Source organism: Staphylococcus sp. FSL K6-0223, assembly GCF_038008285.1.
Genome location: NZ_JBBOYX010000002.1, coordinates 1,104,461 through 1,128,556, shown reverse-complemented (window position 1 = coordinate 1,128,556; position 24,096 = coordinate 1,104,461). Strand labels below are relative to the sequence as shown.

General features: G+C 32.1%; 24 protein-coding genes and 2 pseudogenes. 18 read left to right on the top strand and 8 right to left on the bottom strand.

The features are described 5' to 3' along the window. Window positions 1-347: 347 nt before the first annotated feature. Together merA and hypR are read right to left on the bottom strand one after the other, a co-directional pair. Window positions 348-1,681: pseudogene (merA, locus tag MHI13_RS16385) on the bottom strand (hypothiocyanous acid reductase MerA). Further along, complete coding sequence (gene hypR / locus MHI13_RS16380) at window positions 1,678-2,109, bottom strand: redox-sensitive transcriptional regulator HypR (RefSeq protein ID WP_002433086.1); 432 nt, start codon at window positions 2,107-2,109, stop codon at window positions 1,678-1,680. The pseudogene merA and the gene hypR overlap by 4 nt, the downstream one beginning before the upstream one ends. Window positions 2,110-2,297: 188 nt before the next feature. Here hypR and MHI13_RS16375 point away from each other — a divergent pair, with 188 nt between their 5' ends. The 5 genes from MHI13_RS16375 (at window position 2,298) to MHI13_RS16355 (ending at window position 6,672) form a co-directional block, all read left to right on the top strand. Then, window positions 2,298-3,236: an aldo/keto reductase gene (locus MHI13_RS16375; protein WP_002433209.1), complete on the top strand. Its 939-nt coding sequence runs from the start codon at window positions 2,298-2,300 to the stop codon at window positions 3,234-3,236. A gap of 164 nt (window positions 3,237-3,400) precedes the next feature. After that, window positions 3,401-3,940, top strand: coding sequence for a flavodoxin family protein (locus MHI13_RS16370; protein ID WP_064210400.1), 540 nt, complete (start codon window positions 3,401-3,403; stop codon window positions 3,938-3,940). 249 nt (window positions 3,941-4,189) lie between these two features. Continuing rightward, window positions 4,190-4,666, top strand: a complete 477-nt coding sequence (locus MHI13_RS16365; RefSeq protein WP_002433199.1) for a GNAT family N-acetyltransferase — start codon at window positions 4,190-4,192, stop codon at window positions 4,664-4,666. Between the two features lie 117 nt (window positions 4,667-4,783). Continuing rightward, window positions 4,784-6,082 (top strand): HD domain-containing protein, encoded by a 1,299-nt coding sequence (locus tag MHI13_RS16360; RefSeq protein WP_002433455.1) that lies wholly within the window; start codon window positions 4,784-4,786, stop codon window positions 6,080-6,082. 83 nt (window positions 6,083-6,165) lie between these two features. Beyond that, window positions 6,166-6,672 (top strand): YwhD family protein, encoded by a 507-nt coding sequence (locus MHI13_RS16355; protein ID WP_340761564.1) that lies wholly within the window; start codon window positions 6,166-6,168, stop codon window positions 6,670-6,672. 97 nt (window positions 6,673-6,769) lie between these two features. Here MHI13_RS16355 and MHI13_RS16350 read toward each other — a convergent pair whose 3' ends face one another. The 5 genes and pseudogenes from MHI13_RS16350 to larA form a co-directional block, all read right to left on the bottom strand. After that, window positions 6,770-7,168 (bottom strand): nuclear transport factor 2 family protein, encoded by a 399-nt coding sequence (locus MHI13_RS16350; protein ID WP_002433151.1) that lies wholly within the window; start codon window positions 7,166-7,168, stop codon window positions 6,770-6,772. Between the two features lie 23 nt (window positions 7,169-7,191). Further along, a complete protein-coding gene (gene larC / locus MHI13_RS16345; protein WP_002433393.1) occupies window positions 7,192-8,379 on the bottom strand; it encodes a nickel pincer cofactor biosynthesis protein LarC in 1,188 nt (395 codons plus the stop codon). A gap of 14 nt (window positions 8,380-8,393) precedes the next feature. After that, window positions 8,394-9,152, bottom strand: a complete 759-nt coding sequence (gene larB / locus MHI13_RS16340; RefSeq protein WP_002433089.1) for a nickel pincer cofactor biosynthesis protein LarB — start codon at window positions 9,150-9,152, stop codon at window positions 8,394-8,396. A 12-nt stretch (window positions 9,153-9,164) separates the two neighbouring features. Next, a complete protein-coding gene (gene larE / locus MHI13_RS16335; protein WP_002433322.1) occupies window positions 9,165-9,992 on the bottom strand; it encodes an ATP-dependent sacrificial sulfur transferase LarE in 828 nt (275 codons plus the stop codon). 18 nt (window positions 9,993-10,010) lie between these two features. Beyond that, window positions 10,011-11,279, bottom strand: a pseudogene (gene larA, locus MHI13_RS16330) (nickel-dependent lactate racemase). Window positions 11,280-11,496: 217 nt separating this feature from the next. On the opposite strand from larA, the gene MHI13_RS16325 reads away from it, so the two are divergent. The 13 genes from MHI13_RS16325 (at window position 11,497) to MHI13_RS16265 (ending at window position 23,180) form a co-directional block, all read left to right on the top strand. After that, window positions 11,497-12,018 (top strand): VOC family protein, encoded by a 522-nt coding sequence (locus MHI13_RS16325; protein WP_002433212.1) that lies wholly within the window; start codon window positions 11,497-11,499, stop codon window positions 12,016-12,018. 397 nt (window positions 12,019-12,415) lie between these two features. After that, complete coding sequence (locus tag MHI13_RS16320) at window positions 12,416-12,832, top strand: DUF1934 domain-containing protein (protein WP_002433342.1); 417 nt, start codon at window positions 12,416-12,418, stop codon at window positions 12,830-12,832. Then, a complete protein-coding gene (gene argS, locus MHI13_RS16315) occupies window positions 12,829-14,490 on the top strand; it encodes an arginine--tRNA ligase (protein ID WP_002433338.1) in 1,662 nt (553 codons plus the stop codon). Before MHI13_RS16320 ends, argS begins: the two co-directional genes overlap by 4 nt. A gap of 92 nt (window positions 14,491-14,582) precedes the next feature. After that, the gene (locus tag MHI13_RS16310) at window positions 14,583-15,218 is read left to right on the top strand and encodes an endonuclease III domain-containing protein (protein ID WP_002433162.1); all 636 of its coding nucleotides are present in this window, start codon (window positions 14,583-14,585) and stop codon (window positions 15,216-15,218) included. Window positions 15,219-15,272: 54 nt separating this feature from the next. After that, window positions 15,273-16,028 (top strand): MerR family transcriptional regulator, encoded by a 756-nt coding sequence (locus MHI13_RS16305; RefSeq protein ID WP_002432977.1) that lies wholly within the window; start codon window positions 15,273-15,275, stop codon window positions 16,026-16,028. Between the two features lie 196 nt (window positions 16,029-16,224). Next, on the top strand, window positions 16,225-16,725 hold the full coding sequence (locus MHI13_RS16300; RefSeq protein ID WP_064210403.1) for a DUF805 domain-containing protein: 501 nt from the start codon (window positions 16,225-16,227) through the stop codon (window positions 16,723-16,725). 188 nt (window positions 16,726-16,913) lie between these two features. Beyond that, the gene (locus MHI13_RS16295; RefSeq protein WP_002433296.1) at window positions 16,914-17,810 is read left to right on the top strand and encodes an ABC transporter substrate-binding protein; all 897 of its coding nucleotides are present in this window, start codon (window positions 16,914-16,916) and stop codon (window positions 17,808-17,810) included. A 92-nt stretch (window positions 17,811-17,902) separates the two neighbouring features. Beyond that, window positions 17,903-18,853, top strand: a complete 951-nt coding sequence (locus MHI13_RS16290; protein WP_064210404.1) for a FecCD family ABC transporter permease — start codon at window positions 17,903-17,905, stop codon at window positions 18,851-18,853. A 53-nt stretch (window positions 18,854-18,906) separates the two neighbouring features. After that, entirely contained in the window at window positions 18,907-19,635 is a 729-nt protein-coding gene (locus MHI13_RS16285; RefSeq protein ID WP_064210405.1) for an HAD family hydrolase, read from the top strand. Then, entirely contained in the window at window positions 19,613-20,419 is an 807-nt protein-coding gene (locus MHI13_RS16280; protein ID WP_002433355.1) for an alpha/beta fold hydrolase, read from the top strand. Before MHI13_RS16285 ends, MHI13_RS16280 begins: the two co-directional genes overlap by 23 nt. Window positions 20,420-20,623: 204 nt before the next feature. Continuing rightward, window positions 20,624-21,133, top strand: a complete 510-nt coding sequence (locus tag MHI13_RS16275) for an SA0570 family protein (protein WP_064210406.1) — start codon at window positions 20,624-20,626, stop codon at window positions 21,131-21,133. A gap of 285 nt (window positions 21,134-21,418) precedes the next feature. Further along, a complete protein-coding gene (locus MHI13_RS16270) occupies window positions 21,419-22,135 on the top strand; it encodes a hypothetical protein (RefSeq protein ID WP_002433107.1) in 717 nt (238 codons plus the stop codon). Between the two features lie 250 nt (window positions 22,136-22,385). Next, window positions 22,386-23,180 (top strand): alpha/beta fold hydrolase, encoded by a 795-nt coding sequence (locus MHI13_RS16265; protein WP_002452550.1) that lies wholly within the window; start codon window positions 22,386-22,388, stop codon window positions 23,178-23,180. A 208-nt stretch (window positions 23,181-23,388) separates the two neighbouring features. On the opposite strand, the gene sarA is transcribed toward MHI13_RS16265, so the two are convergent. Continuing rightward, complete coding sequence (gene sarA / locus MHI13_RS16260; RefSeq protein ID WP_002433479.1) at window positions 23,389-23,763, bottom strand: global transcriptional regulator SarA; 375 nt, start codon at window positions 23,761-23,763, stop codon at window positions 23,389-23,391. Window positions 23,764-24,096: the final 333 nt, after the last annotated feature.

Sequence of the window (24,096 nt, the reverse complement as noted above, 5' to 3'; positions counted from 1 at the left end):
GCAGTTCCTTTTTTGATAAAATCCAAAGTGAGAGTTTTAATACAGTAGATAGGGATTTACTGTATAAGAACCACTAATGATTAAAAATCAAAGTGTTAATAGGAACACAGTAGATAAGGATCTACTGCATAAGAACCACTAATGATTAAAAATCAAAGTGTAAAAAGGAATACAGTAGATAGGGATCTACTGCATAAGAACCACTAATGATTAAAAATCAAAGTGTAAAAAGGAACACAGTAGATAGGGATTTACTGTATAAGAACCACTAATGATTAAAAATCAAAGTGTTAGTAGGAACACAGTAGATAGGGATCTACTGTATAAGAACCACTAATGATTAAAAATCAAAGTGGTTCTAAAAACAAATCGTTGAATGATTCGGCCATAGTTGGGTGTGTATAGATATTTTCACTTAGTACTGTGTATGGGATATGCTGATCTATCGCTAATTTGATTAGATTAATCAATTCTTCTGATTCTTTTCCATATAAACTTGCACCTAATATTTCGCCATTATCTTTATTTAGTACAACTTTGAAAATACCTCTTGAATCGTTATTAATTTTATGTCGAGGTATTGTATTTACGTAGATTTTATTTTCCAGGAAATTAAAACCTTGTGCTTCTGCTTCAGCAGCAGTGAGACCAACTCTTGATAGAGGTGGATCGATAAATACTGTATAAGGAATGTTGCCTCTATTCTCAGTTGTTCGCGATCCATCTCCGAAGAGTTGGGAACGAAGAATTCTAAAGTCATCAAGAGAAATGTAAGTGAATTGCAAGCCACCTTTAACATCCCCAGCTGCATAGATATGTTTAACTGAAGTTTGAAGTTGGGGATTTACCTGTACTTCACCACGTTGACCCATTTTTACGTCAGTATTCTCTAGACCTAATCCATCGGTGTTAGGTTTACGTCCAGTTGCTAGTAACACTGCATCAGCTTTGAATTTACCATGATTGGTATGAACGATTGTTGAGTCGCCTTCATTAGAAAATGCAGTTGTTTCAACGTTTGTATGAACTGAAATCCCTTTGTCTTGCAAATCTTGAAGTGCTAGGTCAGCCACCTCTCGGTCCTCACGAGGCATTACCACATCACCATGTTCTAATATAGTCACTTGTGTTCCTAAATTACTAAACATTGAAGCAAATTCGAGTGCAATATATCCACCACCCACAATGACTAAGTCTTTAGGTTGGAAATTAATATTTAATAATCCAGTTGAAAATCATATATATTTTTAGTAGTTTTTATACCCTCAATTTTTGGTATATTTGCTTGAGCTCCAGTATTAATGACGATTTTGTTCCCTGTGATTTTATCTTTTACATTACCTGCATGATCCAATAACGCAATTTCATTATTAGAAACAAAAGACGCTTTATAATCTAATATATCTATATTGTCTTTTGATGCTAAATTGTTATAATTCTTTTTATTTAATGCATTCACTACTTCATTTTTTCTTGAAAATGCTTCATCGAAAGATGCTCCTTCGATACCGTCATGCACTAATGTTTTAGAAGGAATACATCCAATATTTATACATGTACCGCCATACATTTTAGATGATTGTTCTATAAGTGCGACGTGCTGTCCTTGTCCGGCTGCGAAAGATGCTAAAGTTTTACCTGCTTTACCAAATCCAATGATGATAAGGTCATAAGATGTCATATTTGGTTTACCTCCTGCAAAATGTCGTTTAAGACATCTTGAATTGTTTTGTTACGATAGAAATTTAAAATGAGTTGAATTTCTTCATCACGATATCGAGCCATTATCTGTGCAATATGTTTAGAAATGTCACAGTGACTGTTGCGGTCTCCAGTGTAAACGCGTTGATTATTATCTCTAGCGAGAACGAATTGTTGATATAACTCAGCTAAATTCACTGTAGATGTATATTGATTAGCTTTGTATCCGCCATCTTTACCACGTACTGTAGTGATAAGTTGCTGGTCGCTTAAGTTAGCGACGACACGTCTTAACTGCACGGGATTAAGACAAGTTAATTCCGCCAATTCCTTACTATTAAATTTTTCGTTTTTGTGCTTAGTAAGAAAGCTTAACACATGTACCGCAATGTTGAATTCTAAGTTCATATCTACCCACCTTAAATGTAACTTCTTTAGTTACATTTAACTGCAATAAGTATCAATAGTCAATCTTTATGACTTCGTCACAAATTTTTCGTGATTTTATATACTATAAGAAGGGTAAATGTAATTTGTAAGTTCATTTTTGAAAATGAAATAAAAAAACAGTAATAGTAATGAAGGAGATGACTTCAATGGCTAATAAAGTACAATTAGGTAAATCAGATGTTAAAGTCTTCCCAATTGCACTTGGAACTAATGCAGTAGGTGGACATAATTTATATCCGAATTTGGATGAAGAACAAGGTAAAGACGTTGTACGTAAAGCAATTGATAATGGTATCACTTTATTAGATACAGCTTATATTTATGGACCTGAACGTTCTGAAGAACTCGTTGGACAAGTTGTACAAGAATATCCACGTGAACAAGTACAAATCGCAACTAAAGGGTCACATGTTATTAAAGATAATGATGAAGTGGTACAAAATAATGACCCAGAATATCTAAAGCAACAAGTTGAGAATAGTTTAAAACGTCTCCAAGTAGATTATATTGATTTATATTATATTCATTTTCCTGATGAAGAGACGCCAAAAGATAAAGCTGTTGCAGCGTTAAAAGAATTAAAAGATGAAGGTAAAATAAAAGCAATAGGTGTGTCTAACTTCTCATTAGAACAATTGAAAGAAGCAAATAAAGATGGATATGTCGACGTCGTACAATTAGAATATAATTTATTACATCGCGAAAACGAAGAAGTAATGGCATATGCAGCGGAAAATAATATTACATTTGTACCATACTTCCCATTAGCTTCTGGAATATTAGCAGGTAAATATGATGAAGACCAAACATTTGACGATCATCGTGCAACACGTCGTGATTTCCAACCTGAAGTGTTCAATGATAATGTACGTCGTGTTAAGGAATTAACGGATATAGCGGAAGCGCACAACACGTCAATTGCTAATGTCGTACTAGCATTCTACTTAACTCGTCCATCATTAGACGTTGTAATTCCAGGTGCTAAACGCGCTGAACAAGTTGTAGAAAATATTGATGCTGCAAATATTGAATTAACTCAAGATGAAATTGATAAAATTGATCAATTATTCCCGATTGAAAATTAATAATTGGGAAATTTAAGAGCGATACCAACATATGACGTTGAGTATCGCTTTTTTAATGTAGTTGTAAATTTTAAAGTTTAGACAAAATAATTTGAGAAATTTTGGGTATGTTAAATAATATCTATACATAAAAATGCACAGTATAAAGTTGGAGGAAATGAATAATGATTACGGTGTTGTTTGGTGGGAGCCGTCCTGAAGGGAATACGGCAGAATTAACCCGATATGCTTTAGACGGTTTAGATTACACTTGGGTGGATGTCACTCAATATCAATTTAATCCTGTTCGTGATGTGAGACATGAAGATTACTATATTGAATCGTATGGAGACGATTATAAACAACTTATTGATTTAGTATTAGAGAGTGATACAGTGATATTTGCGTCGCCAGTATATTGGTATAGTATTTCGGCTTCTTTAAAGGCATTTATAGATCATTGGTCTGAGACTATGGAAGACAAAGATTATCATGATTTCAAATCTAAGATGGCTAAAAAGGATTTTCGATTAATTTTAGTAGGTGGCGATTGTCCTAAAGTCAAAGCTAAACCATGTATAACTCAGATGAAATATAGTGTAGAGTTTTTGGGCGGAGAGTTGAAAGGTTATATTATTGGAACTGCTGAAAAGCCTGGAGATATTAAAAAAGATATATATGCTTTAGATCGTGCACGAGAATGGAATGAAGAACTAGGTAAATAAGATTATGACAATTCAACGGAAGAAACATTTTAAATTTTAATGTTATCTTTCGTTGTTTTTTATTTTTTGTGAGTTAGTAGTTTCGTTTAATTCTATTTATCGAAATTTTATTAATTTTCCAGTTTGGATTTTAATAGTTTCAAAATAATTTTTATATAGGGTTTTTAAATGTTTAAATTGAATTAAGTTAACATAAATGTGATATAATGCTTTTATTAATAGCTTGTAATAGTTAGGGGAGAAAGTAACATGTATAGAGTGAGACAAGCAACTGAGAATGATGTAGTAGCTATTAGAGATGTTGCTACTAAAGCTTGGTATAATACATATTTAAATATTTATGCAGCTTCTACAGTCAATGAATTGTTGGCTGCTTCATATAATGAAACTCATTTGAAGAAGAGATTAAAAGAACAACTCTTTTTAGTGGCGGAAGAAGATGATGAGATTATAGGTTTTGCAAATTTCATTTATGGCGAGGAATTATATCTCGCTGCACATTATGTGAGACCACAATCTCAACATAAAGGTTATGGTACAAGTTTACTTAAAGAAGGTTTAAATCAATTTAAAGATAGATATGATACCGTTTATTTAGAAGTAGATAATAAGAATAACCATGGTATTGATTATTATAAGGAAAATGGCTTTGAAATCGTTCGTTCTTATCAACCTGAAATGTATGGAGAGACGATGGACTTAGCTCTAATGAAAAAGACCTTTTAATATCATAAACGATATGCATCAAAACTAGTTTATTAATGGAGTTAAATTATTTACGGGGTAATACTCAAACAAAAAAGCACTATGAACGTCATTCTAGTGTTCCTAAGGAGGGGAAGTATGGCACTATCATCATATGCAACAAGTAAACTAACTGAAGAAAAGGTATTTAAAGATCCTATTCATCGATACATACATGTTAAAGATCAGTTGATTTGGGATTTAATTAAAACTAAAGAATTTCAACGTTTAAGACGTATCAAACAACTTGGTACCTTATATTTATCGTTTCATACTGCAGAACATAGTCGCTTTGGGCATTCATTAGGTGTATATGAAATCGTCCGCCGAATGATTGACGAGTCTTTTATAGGTAGAGAGGCCTGGGATAATACAGATCGTCCACTTGCACTGTGCGCAGCGTTGCTACATGATTTAGGCCATGGCCCTTTCTCTCATAGTTTTGAAAAGATATTTAATACTGATCATGAAGCATTCACTCAAGCTATAATCACAGAAGACACGGAAGTCAATGAAGTGCTAAGTCGCGTTTCTGAAACATTCCCACAAGAAGTTGCAGATGTTATTAATAAAACACATGATAATAAACTAATTATATCAATGATATCTTCTCAAATTGATGCTGATCGTATGGACTACTTGCAACGTGATGCGTATTTCACAGGTGTGACTTATGGTTCGTTTGATATGGAACGTATTTTAAGATTAATGCGTCCTTCAAAAGATGAAGTATTGATTAAAGAGAGCGGTATGCACGCGGTTGAGAATTTTATTATGAGTCGTTACCAAATGTATTGGCAAATCTATTTTCACCCTGTAAGTCGTGGGGGAGAAGTTTTACTAAATAATTGTTTACAACGCGCGAAGCAACTTTATGGTGAAGGCTATGAATTTAGAATGTATCCCCATGACTTTGTACCATTCTTCGAAGGGACAATGACAATTGAACAGTATGTTGAGTTAGATGAAGCGGTTGTACTATATTACTTGAAAAAATGGATTAATGAAGATGATCCTATACTCAGTGACTTGTCGCGTCGTTTTATAAATAGAGATTTATTCAAATATATACCATTTGATGGTTCAATAATTACTATTTCAGAATTACAAGAATTATTTGAAGCAGGTGGTATCAACCCTGACTATTACTTCGTAAGTGAAGCTTTCTCAGATTTACCTTACGATTACGATCGCCCTGGATCTAATCGTAAACCGATCCATTTGTTAAGAAGTAATGGTTCTATTACAGAAATAAGTCATCAATCTATGGTAATTAATAGTATTACTGGTATTAATCGTGAAGACCATAAATTATATTATCCTAAGGAACTGATACTAAATATAGATAATCTTGAAATTAAAGGTGCTATTATTAATTTATTGAATGAACTTAATTAGAGCTTTACACTCATTGTACCTATTAGATAAGATTGAAAATATCATCATTGAATCAATGATTTTCAGAATGGGAGGTATCTAACTTGGCTGAGAAAAAAGGTTTTAATTTTAATATTATAAAAAATGACCCACTAGATGGACATAAAGGAACGAATATCGGGTCAATTAGTTTAGATAATATTGCACCTGTTTTTATAGATGTTGAAAATAAAGAAGCCTTTATTGATATTGGCGGGATGCATGCACGTGCAAAAGTTGAAAAAGGTGTTAAATGGATTAATGAAAAAGAGCAAGTTGAAGGAGACGAAGCTAAAGAATATTGGTTGTGTTGGGTGACTACAGAACGTAGTGAACAAGGACCGTACTATGCAGGTGTCACAGCTTGTTACTTATTAGTGAATAGAAGTATCCGCCGTGGCTATAAGAGTATGCCTGAACATGTAAATATGATGGATAAATCTATGAAACATCAATTTATTATCGATCAAATTGGTAATGAAAATAAGAAAATCTTAAAAAAATTCTTAAAAGATTATAACGAAGACATGTGGAATAATTCTAGCGACGAATTATATCAAGCATTTGAATAACTATTAAAAATATATTTATTTTGTAATAAATATATCCGAATAAAATCTAAGCCTTTAAATGAATGTTTGCTAAATTCATTTAAAGGCTCTTATAGTATTATTTCACACTGCCAATTCCGTTAAGTTCTTCATTATAAGGCAATGTTAATTCTTTGCACGTGATGACTTTACCATCTTCATTAAAGACAAATTCTGCATAAACTTCTACTTTACCTTTATCACCATTTTTCTTTTCTACATGAACATCGTAGCGTAAAAAAATCGTGTTTTGAGACTCATCTATGAGCATGGTTTTAAATTCTTCAATAGAAAGACGAGCCACAACTTCTTTCAGTTTCTTAAGATGATCTGTGAACTCATTAATATCAGACGTTTGATGATCTGTGGTTTGAACATAAGAAGGGGCAAAGTACGTATCAATTTTATTAACATCAAGATTGATTAAAATATCAGTATAAAGCTTTTCAATTGTAGATTTTAAATCATCTCTATTCATCACTTATCTCCTCTATAAAGTAATTATTTTAATTCTTCACCAATTTGATATGTGTGATACAAAGCTTCTATAATTTCATTATGAATGACATGAAATGGTCTTTCAAATCTTTTAGCAACTTGTTTTACATCTTCATATTCGGGTTTCATTTTTAAAATTTTACCCTCTTGCAAAGCGAATTTCACAGAAATATTCCCGTAGTCGGTATTAATGTCTCTAAATTCTCGATCTAGTATATTTCTACGAACCGCGTAACTGCGAACTCCGAGGGAAGATGTTTCTTGTAGGATTAAAGTTTCAAATTTAGATGCGTTCTCAGTTTTACAGATTAAGGTTAATTGTGTACTTGGACGTCCTTTTTTCATAAATATTGGAGTGTAGTAAATATCTAGTGCACCATGTTCGAGTGCTATATCCATGAAGTGTCCTAATGATTCAGGTGACATATCATCAATTTGGCATTCGATAACTTGGACGTCATCTTGCTTTTTTGATTGAGTTTCAAATTGAATAACTCTTAACACATTAGGGAAGTCAAAGTCTTTACTCCCTGCGCCATACCCAATTTCTTTCATCGTAGCAGATGGGAATGGGCCAAATGATGATACTAAACTTTTCGCAAAGGCCGCACCAGTTGGCGTCGTTAACTCACTTTGAACATCAAATTTAGCTAATGGAACGTCTTTAAGTATCTCAGCAGTGGCAGGTGCTGGTACGGGGTAGATACCATGGGCGATATTGATTTTGCCATTACCTGTAGGAATAGGCGAGCAATATAATTCGTCAATATTTAATAATTCTAAAGCAATACATCCACCAATAATATCGATAATAGAGTCCATGGCCCCCACTTCATGAAAGTGGACGTTTTTAAATGACATACCATGAATTTTAGCTTCTGCGTGACCAATCACTTCAAATATACTTTTACTTCGAGCTTTAACACGTGGTGAAAGTGCGCTGTCATCAATCATTTTAAAGATATCTGACGCGTGACGGTGATGGTGTGGTTCATCGAAATCAATGTTTAAGGTCATTGCATGTATGCCTTGTTTTACCTTCTTCTGAAAATGAAGTTCAAAATTATCTAATGGTAACGTTTTAAGTTCGCTTTCAATTTTATGTGGGTTAGCCCCTAAATCGACTAAAGCTGACAATAGCATGTCACCGGCTATGCCTGCATGACAATCTAAGTAAATTGCATTTGCCATATTGATGCTCCATTCTAGTTATTTTCTATCATCTTCACTATCATTCCAGCGTTATATCCTCCACCAAAGCCATTATCAATATTGAGTACACTTGTACCAGGTGCACATGCGTTAATCATGGAAAGTAGTGTAGTGACGCCGTCTAAATTTGCACCATAGCCAACGCTGGTAGGGACGGCATAGATGGGATGATCGACAAGTCCTCCTACAACACTAGCCAAGGCACCTTCCATTCCAGCAATGACCACGGATACCTTACCTTGGCGTATCTCATGGATGTGATTAAATAGTCGATGAATGCCAGACACACCAACGTCATAGAAGCGTTTAACTTGAATTCCCATTACTTCCGCAGTTAAAGCAGCTTCTTCGGCTACTGCTAAGTCCGAGGTTCCAGCACAAAGGATAGAAATATAATTTTGTGATTTTTTAATTTCTTCTATCGGAGTACTCACAATATTAGCTACTGAGTGATACTGGAGATAGGGGTGATGTTCGAGTACAAACTTCGCCTTTGTTTCATCAATACGTGTCACTAAAATCACATTGTCGTGTTGAGTAAGGCTTTCAATAATTTGATTAATTTGTTCTTTAGTTTTACCTTCACCGAAGATGACTTCGGGAAAGCCTTGTCGCTTTGCTCGATGTAAATCAATTTTAGCAAAGCCCAATTCGTCATAGTGACTGAGTTGGGCTTTAGCTTCATCTATAGAAATTTGATTTGATTTTACACCTTCGAGTAAGTCATCTATAAAGTTTGGATCTTTACTCATGTGTTAACTTCCTTATACTAAATTAGTTGCTTTCGTATCAATGACTTCGTTCATACTGCCTGTTCTATATCCTTCTAAATCTACAGTGACATAGTCGAAACCAAGTTCTTTTAAGCGTAAAGTGATATTGTCTCTATTTTTTATTACAGTAGCAAAATCATCTTCAACCACTTCGATACGAGCGATATTATGGTGGTAGCGTACACGGACATGATTGATTCCTAATTGTAGAATGTATTTCTCTGCTTCGTTGACTTTGTTTACTTTAGCAAAGCTTAACGTTTCACCATAAGGGATTCGTGAAGCTAAACTACATAGAGCCGGTTTATTCCATACAGGTAAATCATGTTGTTTACTTAATTCTCTAATTTCTGATTTATAGAGATGTGCTTCTTGAAGTACACTACGTACTCCAAATTCATCTCTAGCTTTTAAGCCTGGACGGAAATCCTTGAGATCATCCATAATCATGCCATCTAAGATATAATTAAAGTTGAATTCCTCTTTGATTTCATTAAGTTTTCCATAAAGAAGTCGTTTACTGAAATACCAGCTTTCGGGTGTATTCTTAACGATATTATCGTCCTCAAGTTCAGCCATTTCAGTCTCTAATACTTCTACACCTAGGCTTCGACCTAATTCAATCGCTTGGTTAAATTCTTCGTTTCTGAAAAGTTCTGATTTTACAACCACAGGTTTAACATTTTTAACACCTAAAACATCAATCGCTTTTTTAAGTACTAAACTGCTATCTACACCACCTGAATATGCAATGACAACACTTTGCATTTCTTTAAGTAAGTGATTTAATTTCATTTCTTTATTTAATAATTCAGTCATTCTCATCATCCTCCCAAATTATTCTTCATTTTCAACATATGGAATGGTTAGTGGTCCTTGTGGCATGACACCAATTGATAATTTACGTCCATATTGTTCTTCTAACTCATGAAGCGTTTGTTCAATATTTGAAGTTGGATTCAACATTGAATCTTTCAATTGTTGATCTGTTAATTCTGAGTAGACATAAACATTGGCAAAGGTCTGAATGCTCGCTTGTTTTTGAACTTGCCATTGATCCATCTCTTTAAAATTAGGATCATGGATAAGCTCTAGAATTCCCTGAGGGGTGTCAGCCATTTTAAAGATTTCAGCAAATTTACCATGATCTGGAAAGCCATCTGCACATTCGGAGACCATAATAATATTTCCGTCTTCTTTGACGATTTTACTAGCAGCACTCATCCCTTTAACAGTCTGATACAAGTTTTGATCTAAAGGATAACCTGAATTAGAAGCAATGACGACATCAAAACGTTGATGGCATTTAAACATCGCGTGTTCTTTAACATAAGCACATCCTTCTTTATGTGCTTCAAAAACTTCTCCAGCGAATGCAGCCGTAATTTCCTTACTTTTGTTTAAAGCCACATTTAACATGAAGTCTGGCTTACACATACGGTTCACTTCTCTAGCCATATCCTGAACAGGGTTATCTTCTAAATTTCCCCATGTAGAACGAGGGTCGCCAATCATCTTTGCATTATGGAAAGTTTGAATAGTTTCTAATCCAGCGATACCTGGCATAATACCTTTTGGACCACCTGAAAATCCTGCAAAGAAATGAGGTTCAATGAAACCAGTGACGATTTTAAAATCTGACTCAACATAGTCTTTATTGAGATATGCATCACAACCATATTTACTTTCCCCAACTTTTATAAGACTATCTGCTTCAGTACAGTGGTTATGGACAATTTTAACTGTGTCCACAATATCTTCACCTAACATTTGAATAAGCTCATCGCGCGTTTGGTCACGATGTGTTCCTGTACCATTAATAATTACGAAATTTTCACGTGGCACATGGTTCAATTCCTCAATTAGTAAAGGTACAAGAATATGGTTTGGTGTTGGGCGAGTGATATCACTAATTACTATAGATACGATGTCATCACTTCTAACCATTTCTTTAAGAGGTTTTGAGTTGGTTGGATGTCTTAAAACGTCTTAAATGGCTGTTTTATAATCTTCAATAGCGTCAATATTTTGAGGTTCTATAATAGTGCTATCATCAGGTACATTGACACTAATTTCAGACTTGCCGTAGAGCACATCTGTCTTCACTAACATTCCCTCCATTTATTTAAATATTATAAATTACTATTAAATGTAAACTCTTAATAAAGTGTTGCAATGCAATTATTATATGTAAATTGTAGCACAATTTTTAGAATATTTTAATTTATGAAAATAAATAGCTTTATTCAAAATTAGTGATGTGAAATATTTAAATCTAAAATTTAGGGTAAACATCTTTAAAATAATGAAAGGGAGAAGTTCAATGAATCATATTAAGGGAATTAATCATATTGGTTTAACAGTATTAGATATTGAGGAGGCAACAACGTTCTTAAAAGAGGCGTTTGACGCTAAAATAGCGTATGATGCTCTTACATATAATGACCAACCTCGTGAAGGAGAAGAAGTTGAACGCATGTTAGGTCTTTCAAAAGGAGCAAAAATCGTTCGTCAAAGAATGATAGTGATTGGTGAGGGAGCTAATATAGAAATGTTTGAAATAGAAAGTAATAATCAAAAAGAACCACTCAAACTAGAAGATTTAGGCTTTAATCATATTTCATTAATGGTCGATCATATTGAGGACGTATTAGAAAATGTTAAACGTGCTGGTGCAGAACCATTATCTGAAACACATGGTAATTCAACTTACGAGGATTCTGAAGGAAGTAAGAGTGTTTATGTTAAGGCACCGTTTAACGCTTTAATTGAGTTACAATCCATTCCGAATGGTTATTATTATCCAAATGATAGTGAAGCAAATGTATTTATTCCTGGTGAGTAAAATATGAGAAACTATATATTTATTCAATAGTTGTGACCAATTTTAAAAGAAGATGATATAATAAAGGATGACGTACATCAAAAATTATGAAATATGAGGTAGTTAGATGAAAAAATATGTATTCATCATTGCAACAATTGTATTCGGCATCGTATATTTCAAAAAGTATTGTTCTATTCGAGATAAATATATCATGGATATCGTTGATGTTGAATTCAACAAGTAATTCTAATGATAACCTATGTAAAATCGTGTTCATATCGATAAGATATGGAGACGATTTTTTAATTTTTAGACAAAATAAGTCGATACGTAGAAAGTAGGAGCGTACTACAAGCGATAGTGTTTTTATGCTATAATTACATGTATTATTGTAAAGATTAAGGTGAGTAGTAAATTGGATAAAAACATAAATATTCAAACTAAACAGGTTTTGAAACAGAATGATGAAAAACAAAAATTTGAGTTTACTACAAAAGGTGCTTGGCAGAAACGACGAGCAGAATTTATCCGGTATACAGAAGAAATTGAAGAAGCAAAAGTCAATGTTACAATAAAAATTGAAGATAGCGGAGTTAAGTTGATTCGTAAAGGCGATATCAATATGAATCTACATTTCGTTGAAGGGGAAGAAACGACAACTTTATATGATATACCCGCAGGACGGATACCTTTAACAGTGAAAACACTGAGTATTTTACACTTTGTAACGCCAAATGGTGGGAAATTGAAAATTCACTATGAACTATATCAAAATGAAGAAAAGATGGGTTCTTATCAATACGAACTAAATTATAAGGAGATAAGCGAATGAATATTATCGATCAAGTGAAACAGACATTAATTGAAGAAATTGAAGCTAGTATCAAAAAAGCGGGATTAGCTGAAGATATTCCCGAAATAAAAATTGAAATACCTAAAGATACTAAAAATGGTGATTACTCATCTAATATTGCGATGGTATTAACTAAAATTGCTAAACGTAATCCACGTGAAATAGCACAAGCGATTGTAGATAATCTTGATACAAGTAAAGCACACGTAAAAGAAATTGATATTGCAGGCCCAGGTTTTATTAACTTTTACTTAGATAATCAATATCTTACTCAAATTATTCCAGAAGCGATTAATAAAGGCGATCAATTTGGCTATGCAGATCAATCTAAAAATACAAACATTTTATTAGAATATGTGTCTGCAAATCCAACTGGTGATTTACACATTGGTCATGCTAGAAATGCTGCTGTAGGTGATTCATTAGCCAATATTCTAATCGCCGCAGGGTACAATGTCACTCGTGAATACTATATTAACGATGCAGGGAATCAAATTACTAATTTAGCTCGTTCAATAGAGACACGTTATTTTGAAGCTCTAGGTGATACAAGCCATGAAATGCCAGAAGATGGATATAATGGTAAAGACATTATTGAAATTGGTAAAGATTTGGCTAATAAGCATCCAGAAATCAAGGATTATTCAGATGAAGAACGCCTAAAAACATTTAGACAATTAGGTGTAGATTATGAAATGGATAAGTTAAAGAGAGACTTAGCTGATTTTAATGTACATTTTGATAACTGGTTCAGTGAAACGTCTTTATATGAAAATGGTGCAATCGATAACACATTAGCTAAAATGAAAGAATTAGGTTACACATATGAAGCTGATGGTGCAACATGGTTACGTACAAGTGATTTTAAAGATGATAAAGACCGTGTATTAATTAAAAAGGATGGTAACTACACTTACTTTACACCTGATACAGCATACCATTACAACAAAATTAATCGTGGAAATGATATCTTAATTGATTTAATGGGTGCTGACCATCACGGTTATATAAATCGTCTTAAAGCAAGTCTTGAAACATTTGGTGTAGATAGTGATCGTCTTGAAATTCAAATTATGCAAATGGTGCGTTTAATGCAAAATGGTGAAGAAGTGAAAATGAGTAAACGTACAGGCAATGCGATTACTTTACGTGAAATTATGGATGAAGTAGGCATTGATGCAGCGCGTTACTTCTTAACAATGCGTAGTCCTGACTCTCATTTTGATTTTGATCTTGAACTTGCCAAGGAGCAATCACAAGATAACCCAATTTATTATGCTCAGTATGCTCACGCACGTATTTGTTCAATACTAAGACAAGCGAAAGAGCAAGGTGTTGATATCACAACAAACGCTAATTTCGATACAATTACTAATGAAAAAGCAATAGACTTATTAAAGAAAGTTGCTGAATTCGAAACAACAATTGAGAGCGCAGCAGAGCATCGTGCACCTCATCGTTTAACAAATTATATTCAAGATTTAGCTGCAGCTTTCCATAAATTCTATAACGCCGAGAAAGTTTTAACTGATGATATTGAAAAGACTAAAGCATTAGTAGCTATGATTGAAGCAGTAAGAATTACATTACACAATGCTTTAACACTTGTTGGCGTTACAGCACCTGAGTCTATGTAATTATAAAAATATTTAATTAAATAAACAGTCTTATGCCCTCATAAATCTATATTTGTGAGGGTATTAATTTTATAAAGAATTGGAGTGTAAACATGCTATCTACAATGGAACTGTATCGAATTCTATATAAAAATATGGGTGCACAACATTGGTGGCCAGCTCAAAGTCCTATTGAGATGATGCTAGGGGCTATACTTGTTCAAAATACTAATTGGAAAAATGCAGATATGGCATTAACACGTCTCAAAGAAGAGACGCAATTCAATGGTAAAAAGATATTAAATATGTCACTCGAAGATTTGCAACAAACGATTCGTTCGAGCGGTTTCTATAAAAATAAAGGTAAAGCGATTCACGCTTTAATGAATTGGTTAAATCAACATGACTTTAATTACAAAGATATCGCACAATACTATGGTGAGAATTTAAGAAAGGAATTATTAAATATTCGTGGTATTGGAAGTGAAACGGCAGATGTTTTAATTGTATATATTTTTAAAGGGATAGAATTTATTCCAGACAGTTATACTCGCCGTATATATGCTAAGTTAGGCTATACTCAGACTGAAACCTACGATAAGTTTAAGAAGACCATTCAATTACCTTCTAATTTCACTAACCAAGATGCGAATGAATTCCATGCTTTGCTCGATAATTTTGGTAAAAATTATTTTAACGGTAAAGGAGAACATCGTTATACATTTTTAGATTCATTTTTTGAAAATTAAACATTGACCTTTACGTAACGTCATACCTCATACTTCAGCTTAGGAGGTGAAGATATGAAAGCGTATTTTAGTCCTAAAGATCTTTGTGACATCACAGGAGTGAGTTTACGTACACTTCATTATTATCATGATATAGAATTATTAATCCCTCATCATATTGAAGACAATGGTTATCGTCTTTATAGTGTAGAAGATATTTCTAAACTGCAATATATCTTATTTTTAAGGGAGCTTGATTTAACATTAAAAGAAATTAATGATTATTTTAAAAGTGATATAAATACTAAAAACGAAGTGTTGCGTAAGAATTACGATGATGTAATTAAGAAAAGAGATAAGTTGAATGTAATCATTGAACATCTTGACTACCATTTTAAACAAGAGAGCAATGAAGAAATTGAGGTGACGAATATGAAAGAATTTGATTTATATCAACAATATGAAAATGAAGCGGCTTTGAAGTATGGTGATACTAAGTACTATCAATCTTATGAGGAACAACAACAAGATATGAATGATTCTGAGAAAAAAGAAAACTATAAAAAGATTAATGTTGAATTAAATACATTTTTCGATGAGATGAGTGATTTATTTTCTAAAGATGTCTCGATTAAGGAGGCAAGCACTAGAATAAAAAAACTAGAAGACATATTGAAGCTACAAGTTCCTAACTGCGATAAACAATTTATGTCCTATATTGGAACAACATATGTTGATGATGAACGATTTGCTAAAAATATTAATAAAAACCGTAATAAAGGACTAAATCGATATATTGCAAATGCCATAAATGAATATATAACGTACTAATTGTTCCTTTCAAAAATATTAATCTTAATTATTACTGAGTAACGATAAACGCCCACTTAGAAAGTAGGGCGTTTTTTATAGTTAAAAACTATAGAATAGGAGATATTATAATTTATAATGATTTTTAATTTTGATTAATTAATTATATAATGATTTTTGTAGTAACTAAAGTTATAAATATTTTAGAGGTGGTACGATGATTGAGGCCTATAAGTTATTCTGGCTGAATTTCCTTAAACTAAAAGGTCGCACTAGAAGACGTGATTTTTGGTGGCCCTTTTTCATCAATGCTATTATTGAAGTTATAGTCTTAAATGGCACAAAATTTTTAGAAAATTCTATGGTTCACGGTCATATTATTTCATCAATTATTTATCAAGTCATTTCACTCATTCTATGTATTGGAACATTTTCATTATCTGTAAGAAGATTTCATGATATCGGAATGACTAAGAAATTCCCAGTGTTTTATTTAATTTTGACCTTACTACCTTATTTAAAAAATGTGATAGAACCTGTTATAAACCATACACATCTAGATCATAATCACGTATTTGTGATGATTTTAAGTGGTTTATTTATCACTTACTATATCATCTCTATCATCGCTGCACTTGTAGCTTTAGCATATTGTGTAGCTGATAGTGAAGATGGTTCCAATAAATATGGACCGAATCCTAAACCTATTTATGAATAATATGAAATTGAGTATCTTCGTTAAAAAGGCGAAGATACTATTTTTTTGAAAATGTTTAATTAAAACATTATTCAAATAAAAATAATCATTTAAAATTTCAAAATTCTAATGAAATTTTTGTCGATTTTGATATGATTATAACGAAGCGAAGAATGTATATTACTGAATAAGAAGGGAATGCTCAATAAATGAGAAATAAACTATGGATGGTTATTCTCGTGCTTGCTATATCATTAGCAGCATGTAGTCAAGGCTCAAATCAATCATCAGATAGCAATTCAACATCGAAAAAAGGGAATAATAAAGTAAAATACCATAGAATTGTTTCTCTAATGCCAAGTAATACTGAAATCTTATATCGACTTGGTTTAGGGAATAACATTGTTGGTGTATCAACGGTTGATGATTACCCTAAAGATGTTAAAAAAGGTAAAAAACAATTTGATGCGATGAATTTGAATAAAGAAAAATTACTCAAAGCTAAACCAGATCTGATTTTAGCACATGAGTCCCAAAAAAGTTCTTCAGGAAAAGTATTAAACTCACTTAAAAAAGATGGGGTTAAAGTTGTTTATGTTAAAGACGCCCAATCAATTAATGAAACATATGACACCTTTAAAACTATCGGTAAAATTACAGGACGTGAGCATCAAGCTCAAGATTTAGTAGATGAAACGAAAAAGAACGTTGATAAGGTAGTTAATTCTGTTCCTAAACATCATAAAAAGCAAAGTATATTTATGGAAGTTTCATCTAAACCAGATATTTATACAGCAGGTAAAGGCACATTCTTCGATGATATGTTAAATCAACTAGACGCGAAGAATAGCTTCTCAGATATAAATGGTTGGAAATCAGTCAGTAAAGAGAGCATCATTAAGCATAATCCAGATATATTAATTTCTACTGAAGGTAAATCAAAATCTGATTATATTAAAATGATTAAAAAACGTGGTGGCTTCGATAAGATTAATGCTGTTAAAAATACACGAATTGAATCAGTTAATGGAGACGAGATTTCTCGACCAGGTCCTCGAATTGATGAAGGCCTAAAAGAATTAAGGGATGTCATTTATAAAAAATAATAGCTCAAAAAGTCAGTGGTCTTTCAGACACTGACTTTTTTAATATGATTTTGTTACTATATGTATAAAGAAAAATGAGAAAAGAGATTATGATGAAAAGAATTCGAAGTATAGTCATATGGTTAATCATTCTATTAATTAGTGTTTTAATCAGTTTATGGTGGGACTTAGGAAGCCTTAATGATGCATTTAATCAAACTATTTTATTAAAGGTAAGACTTCCTAGAGTTCTTGAAGCTATGCTTACTGGTGCGACACTCACTATAGCTGGGCATATGTTTCAAACCATTTTGAATAATCCATTAGCTGATAGTTTTACACTAGGCTTAGCAAGTGGTGCTTCTTTAGGCTCCGGACTTGCCCTATTTCTCGGGTTAAGTTTTCTATGGGTGCCTTTTTTCTCTATAGCATTCAGTTTGATTACACTTGTACTCGTACTTGGCCTAACAGTGATATTGTCACGTGGTTATCCTGTACGTGTGCTCATCATATTAGGTTTAATGATTGGTGCCTTATTCAATGCACTTCTGTATATGTTAGTTTTAATTAATCCACGGAAAATGAATTCAATAGCTAATTACTTGTTCGGTGGTTTTGCTTCGGCAGAGTACCACGATGTCATTATCATTGCTTTAACAATGATAGTTGCTATGGTCATTTTATTTTTAATGAAAAATGGCATTAAACTACTGCAAGTCGGTGAGTTAAAAAGCCAATCTTTAGGTCTTAATGTTCAAAATGTTATGTTCATTGTGTTGGCAGTGTCATCTATGATAACTGCAGTAGTAGTTGCATATGTAGGGATTATAGGATTTATAGGTATGATCGTACCGCAATTACTAAGACGTTTTTATTGGCAATATGAGCTAGGAACGCAGATGGTACTTAATCTTATTGTCGGTAGCACAGTGATGGTCGTGGCAGATTTTATAGGCGGAACGATGATACAACCAGTTCAAATCCCTGCAAGTATTGTTATGGCATTATTAGGCGTTCCAGTTTTATTTTATATTCTTTTTACACAAACTAAGGTATTACGATAAGTGAATTCATTTGCTAAAATAGAAACTATTAAAAAGTTAAGAGGTAACTTAAAATGGATTTGAGTCATATTAAAGCAATAGTCTTTGATTTAGAAGGAACTTTGTTAGATAGAGTTAAATCACGTGAGAAATTTATTGAAGAGCAATTTGAACGTTTTCATGATTATTTCGTTCATGTTCAATTAGCCGATTTTAAGAATAAATTTATCGAGCTTGATGATGATGATGATAATGATAAACCTGAATTGTATAAACAAATTATTAAACAATTTCATATTGATCGATTAACTTGGAAAGATTTGTTTCATGACTTTGAGATGCATTTTTACCGTTATGTCTTTCCTTATTATGATACGTTATATACCTTGGAAAAGTTATCGAGCCATGATTATAAGATTGGCGTTATCGCTAACGGGAAATCCAAAATTAAGCAATTTAGATTACATTCTCTAGGTATTATGCATGTTATTAATTACCTAACGACCTCAGAAACTGTTGGATATCGCAAACCTCATCCAAAAATATTTGAGGATATGATAAAACAACTCGATGTAGAACCCAGTGAAATTATGTATGTTGGAGACGACGCACTTAACGATGTTGCGCCCGCTCGAGCAATGGGTATGGTAAGTGTATGGTATAAACAAGAGGATGCGGAATTAGAACCACTTGAAGAAGAAGTAGATTTTACAATTACTACGATAGAAGAATTGTTAACTATTCTACCTGAAAATTTTGAACCAGAAGGAGAAGAACGCAATGGCAATGGATTTATTTACTAGTAAAGATGGAACGACAATTCATTATAATACAATGGGTGAAGGCTTTCCTGTTGTACTGATTCATACAGCTTATGATAATTATTCAGTATTTAATGATGTGGCTAAGGCGTTAGCGAAATCTTTTCAAGTTGTGCTTATTGATTTAAGAGGTCATGGTTATTCTGATAAGCCAAGAAATATTGAGTTTCATGAATTTGCTGATGATGTGATAGCACTCTTAGATTATATTTATATTGATCATGCAGCGTTTGTTGGTCACGAAATGGGAGCAATAGTAGCTTCAGATATCTCTGTGAGATATGAAGACTATGTATCTTCAATAATATTAGTTAATCCGACATCTATTGAAGGAGAGCTACCCGAAGAACGATTATTCAGAAAGTATGCGCACACGATTAGAAACTGGGATGATGAAAAGCAAGACAAGTTTTTAAATAAACGTAAATATTATAAACCGCGTAAAATGAATAAATTCTTAAAGCATGTTGAAGATACTAATTCAGTATCTACGAAAGAAGAAACGCAAGCTGTTGAAGATGTATTTAAAACTGTAGAAATCTCAGAGGTATTTAAACAAGTCCATGCTCCTACGTTAATTATTGCAGGAGAATATGGGGAAAGAACAACAACTTTAGAAGCGAAAGAAGTAGCCGATTTAATTGAACACAGTCAATTCAATGTGTACGCTCAATCAAGTTTATATCCATTTGTTGAAGAACAAGAACAATTCATCACTGAAATTACTCCATTTATTAAAGATCATTTTTCCCATAAAAAAGAATAAAAATCACATAAAGACGATTAAATTGAACTAAAAGTTGGTAAATATAACTAACATTAGTTCAATTTTTTCATTTTATAGAAATAAAGTAAGCGTAAAAATATTTATTTGTAATGTTTTTGTAATATTATTGTTATTTTAGTAATATATGTAGTATAATCAAGTTAAGCACAAAATAGAGATATTGAAATAAAGGAGAGAGTGCTTATGAAAAAGCTAATGACATCATTACTTGTTTCAGGATTAGTTTTAACAGGAGTAAGCGCTGGTCATCACGCTGAAGCAGCATCTGGAAACTCAATGCAAACAGTTCAACAAATTACTCAAGGTGATCAATCATTAGAAAATGTTAAAATCGGCGATTCAATTAAAAGCGTATTAAATAAATATAGTCATCCAATTTATTCATATAATCAACAAGGAACTGAACACTACTATGAGTTTAGAACACATAAAGGTGTCTTAATTGTCACATCAGATGGTAAAAAAGATAGAGGTTATGTAACTCGTGTTTCTATGACTTACAATGAAGCTAACGGTCCATCTTATAAATCTGTTAAAAATAAATTTGGTAACAAAGCGGTTAGTCGCGTACATTATAATAGAGTAACTGGTAACTTTGGTTACATCCAAAATGGTAAAGCAAGTTATCAATTTAGTTCAAATTCACCTAAAGATAAAAATGTAAAACTTTATCGTATTGATTTATCTAAATAAGAGAATAATGGCGATATAAAATTTTTGAAATTAATTTCTAAAGTATGAATAACTTTATATTAGATATGAATAGGGAGCAGAAAGATGAAATGAAATTTTTAAAATTGACGTTTCACTTTTGCTCCTTTTACTATGTCCATTGATTTAAAGATAGTTAAAGTTTAATATGGGGTTTGAGAAATATTGCGTAGAGTATGGTAAAATTTTAAACTGAAAATTAATAGTTTAATTTATTGCTTAATTCGTATTAGCATCAAGATTGTATGTAGAAGGAGTTAATCATGCATGCGTACTAATGATAAAGTATTGCTCGAAAACATTAATGATTATTTTAGCCATAAAGGCATGTCACCAAATCTAATAGATGATATTAAAGAAAAATTCAGATCAGATATTAAAAAATCAGAAGAAAAAGATCAAGATTATATTGAATATAGAGGTAAATCCCCAGCACAAATTATATTAACGATTCAACGTAATCTATTTGCTTTACAACTCAATCCCGTCATCTTTTTTATCATTAATTTTATACTTATTTCTTATTTATATGATAAACAGTATGTACAGTTCCAAGCGATTACTGGAATAAGTTTATTTTATTGTATTGTGATTTTCCCTATCACGATTATTCTCTATACTAGGATAGCTAGGAAAAATTATCTATATAGTAATAAATATGAGATGTGGGTAGGCATTGTGATTGCTATCATCGCTTTAATTCTTGTCATTATGCAAGGTTTTCATTTTAATTGGGCGATTATACCAATCAATATTTATGGACATCAATTTGTATTCTTTGTTGGAATCATTTTGGGTCTAATTGGTATATTCTTTAAGCGCTTAGAATTTTCAGGAATTGGTTTATTATTCTGTCAGAAGACGATAGATGCTATGATTACAAATCCTGAAATTGCACAATTTTTCTCGTTAGCAATTTGGATATTATTAGTGGTACTCATTATTTTTTATACAATTAAACTATCAGCGAGAACGAGATCGTAGATTTTCCTTAATCTTAAATTCGATGAAGTCTTATATATAGTTGTTTAAGTTAACTATATGTAAGGCTTTTTTTATGTCTTAAAAATTCGTCAGAATAAGTTGAATGCACGTTAAAAAACTGAAGAATAAGAAGTGATTCTGTTTTAAATAATTAATTTAATTGAATCATAATTTAATTCTTCGTTCATTGAATTAAAGGCGTAACGATGATTCGAATTGGGTATAACAATTATTAAAGGGAGGTGCCAGTATGAATAAAATTCAAACTTGCAATCAAATTGAACTTGCTTATAGTGATGAAGGAGAAGGCATCCCCATTATTTTAATTCATGGATTAGACGGTAACTCAGCTGGCTTTCAGGATTTGAAAAATGAACTCAAGCAAACACATAGAGTGATAACTTATGATGTGAGAGGACATGGTAAATCCTCACGATCAGAATCTTATGATTTAAAAGATCATGTTGAGGACTTAAGTCATTTAATGGATGCATTAAATGTGAGTTCAGCACATATTCTAGGACATGACATGGGGGGCATAATTGGAAGAGAGTTCACTGAAACATATCAGTACAGAACAATTTCACTAACAATAATCTCTGCGAAGAGGGAAGATATCACTCACGGATTCACAAAACTCATGGTTGATAATCAAGAAGAAATTGCTGGTTTTAATAAAGCAGAGGCAATGATTATTCTATTTCCTAAATTATTTAAACAACAAGACAATACGATGAAGTGGTATCAACGTCAGAAGTTATATAGTAGACCGACACCTGAAGATAGCGCAATTGCTGTTAGGGCATTATTAAATCATGTTGATATGATTAAGGACGTTCATCATAAAGTAACTGTGCCAACACTTTTAGTTAATGGTAAACATGATCCATTAATCATGGATAAAACACATTTTCGTATTGATAGTTACTTTGAAAATATTAAAAAGTACATCTTTGATGAATCAGGACATGCACCACATATAGAAGAACCAGATAAGTTTTTAGATATTTACTTAGATTTTATTAAGTTAGAGGAAAATGCATAACTTTCACTATATTTAAAAGTATTTATAATAAGTATTCAGTATTACATTTCATAAATATATCAAAAAAGGCGATCAAAATAATATTTGGTCGCCTTTTATTATTTGTGTCAGACACATTGTATTTTCAATTATATATCCCCACAAAAAGAGAGTAAGACTATGAAATCCTAAGAATCAGATTTCTATCTTACTCTCGTCAAATTTCATATTAAACTTCGTTATCGTCGTTCGCTTCAGTGATTCGTTTGTTAACTCGTTTTAATAGCTCGTCAATTTTTTTACGTTGTTTAGAGTTAACTAAGATTAAAACTGTTCTTTCATCGTGTTCGTTACGTTTTTTATTGAAGTAATCCTCTTGAGATAAGTTTTTAACAGCTTTTACCACTTGAGGCTGTTTATAATTTAAGTGGTTAATAATATCTTTAAGATAATATTCTTCCTCTTTATTTTGACTAATATAAGTTAAAACAGCGAATTCTTCAAAACTGATTGAGAATTCTTTCTTAATAATACTTTTTAATCTGTCAGCATAAGTGACCATAGCTAATAATTCAAAGCAGTCATTAATTTTTGAAATAGCCATTATTGAAACCTCCCTATTTATAGCGTAAACATTAAAGACCCATATAACATGACTCAGCAAGTTTTGTATGTTATTAAATTAAGATCTATATGAATACTCTACCCGAATTTATTAATTTGTATCTATTTTTTTGAAAAAATACGAAGTGTCTGCCATAATTTAGTATTAAATAAAATTTTAAGAAATATATTTAATGCTATATTATTTAGTTAATTATAACTAAATAAAAATAAGAAGTAAACAAATAAGTGTTTATAAAACTAATTATTGTTTGTACATTATGATTGAATTAGTAAAATAGCATTTGCCTTATTCAAAAATATTACAAATATT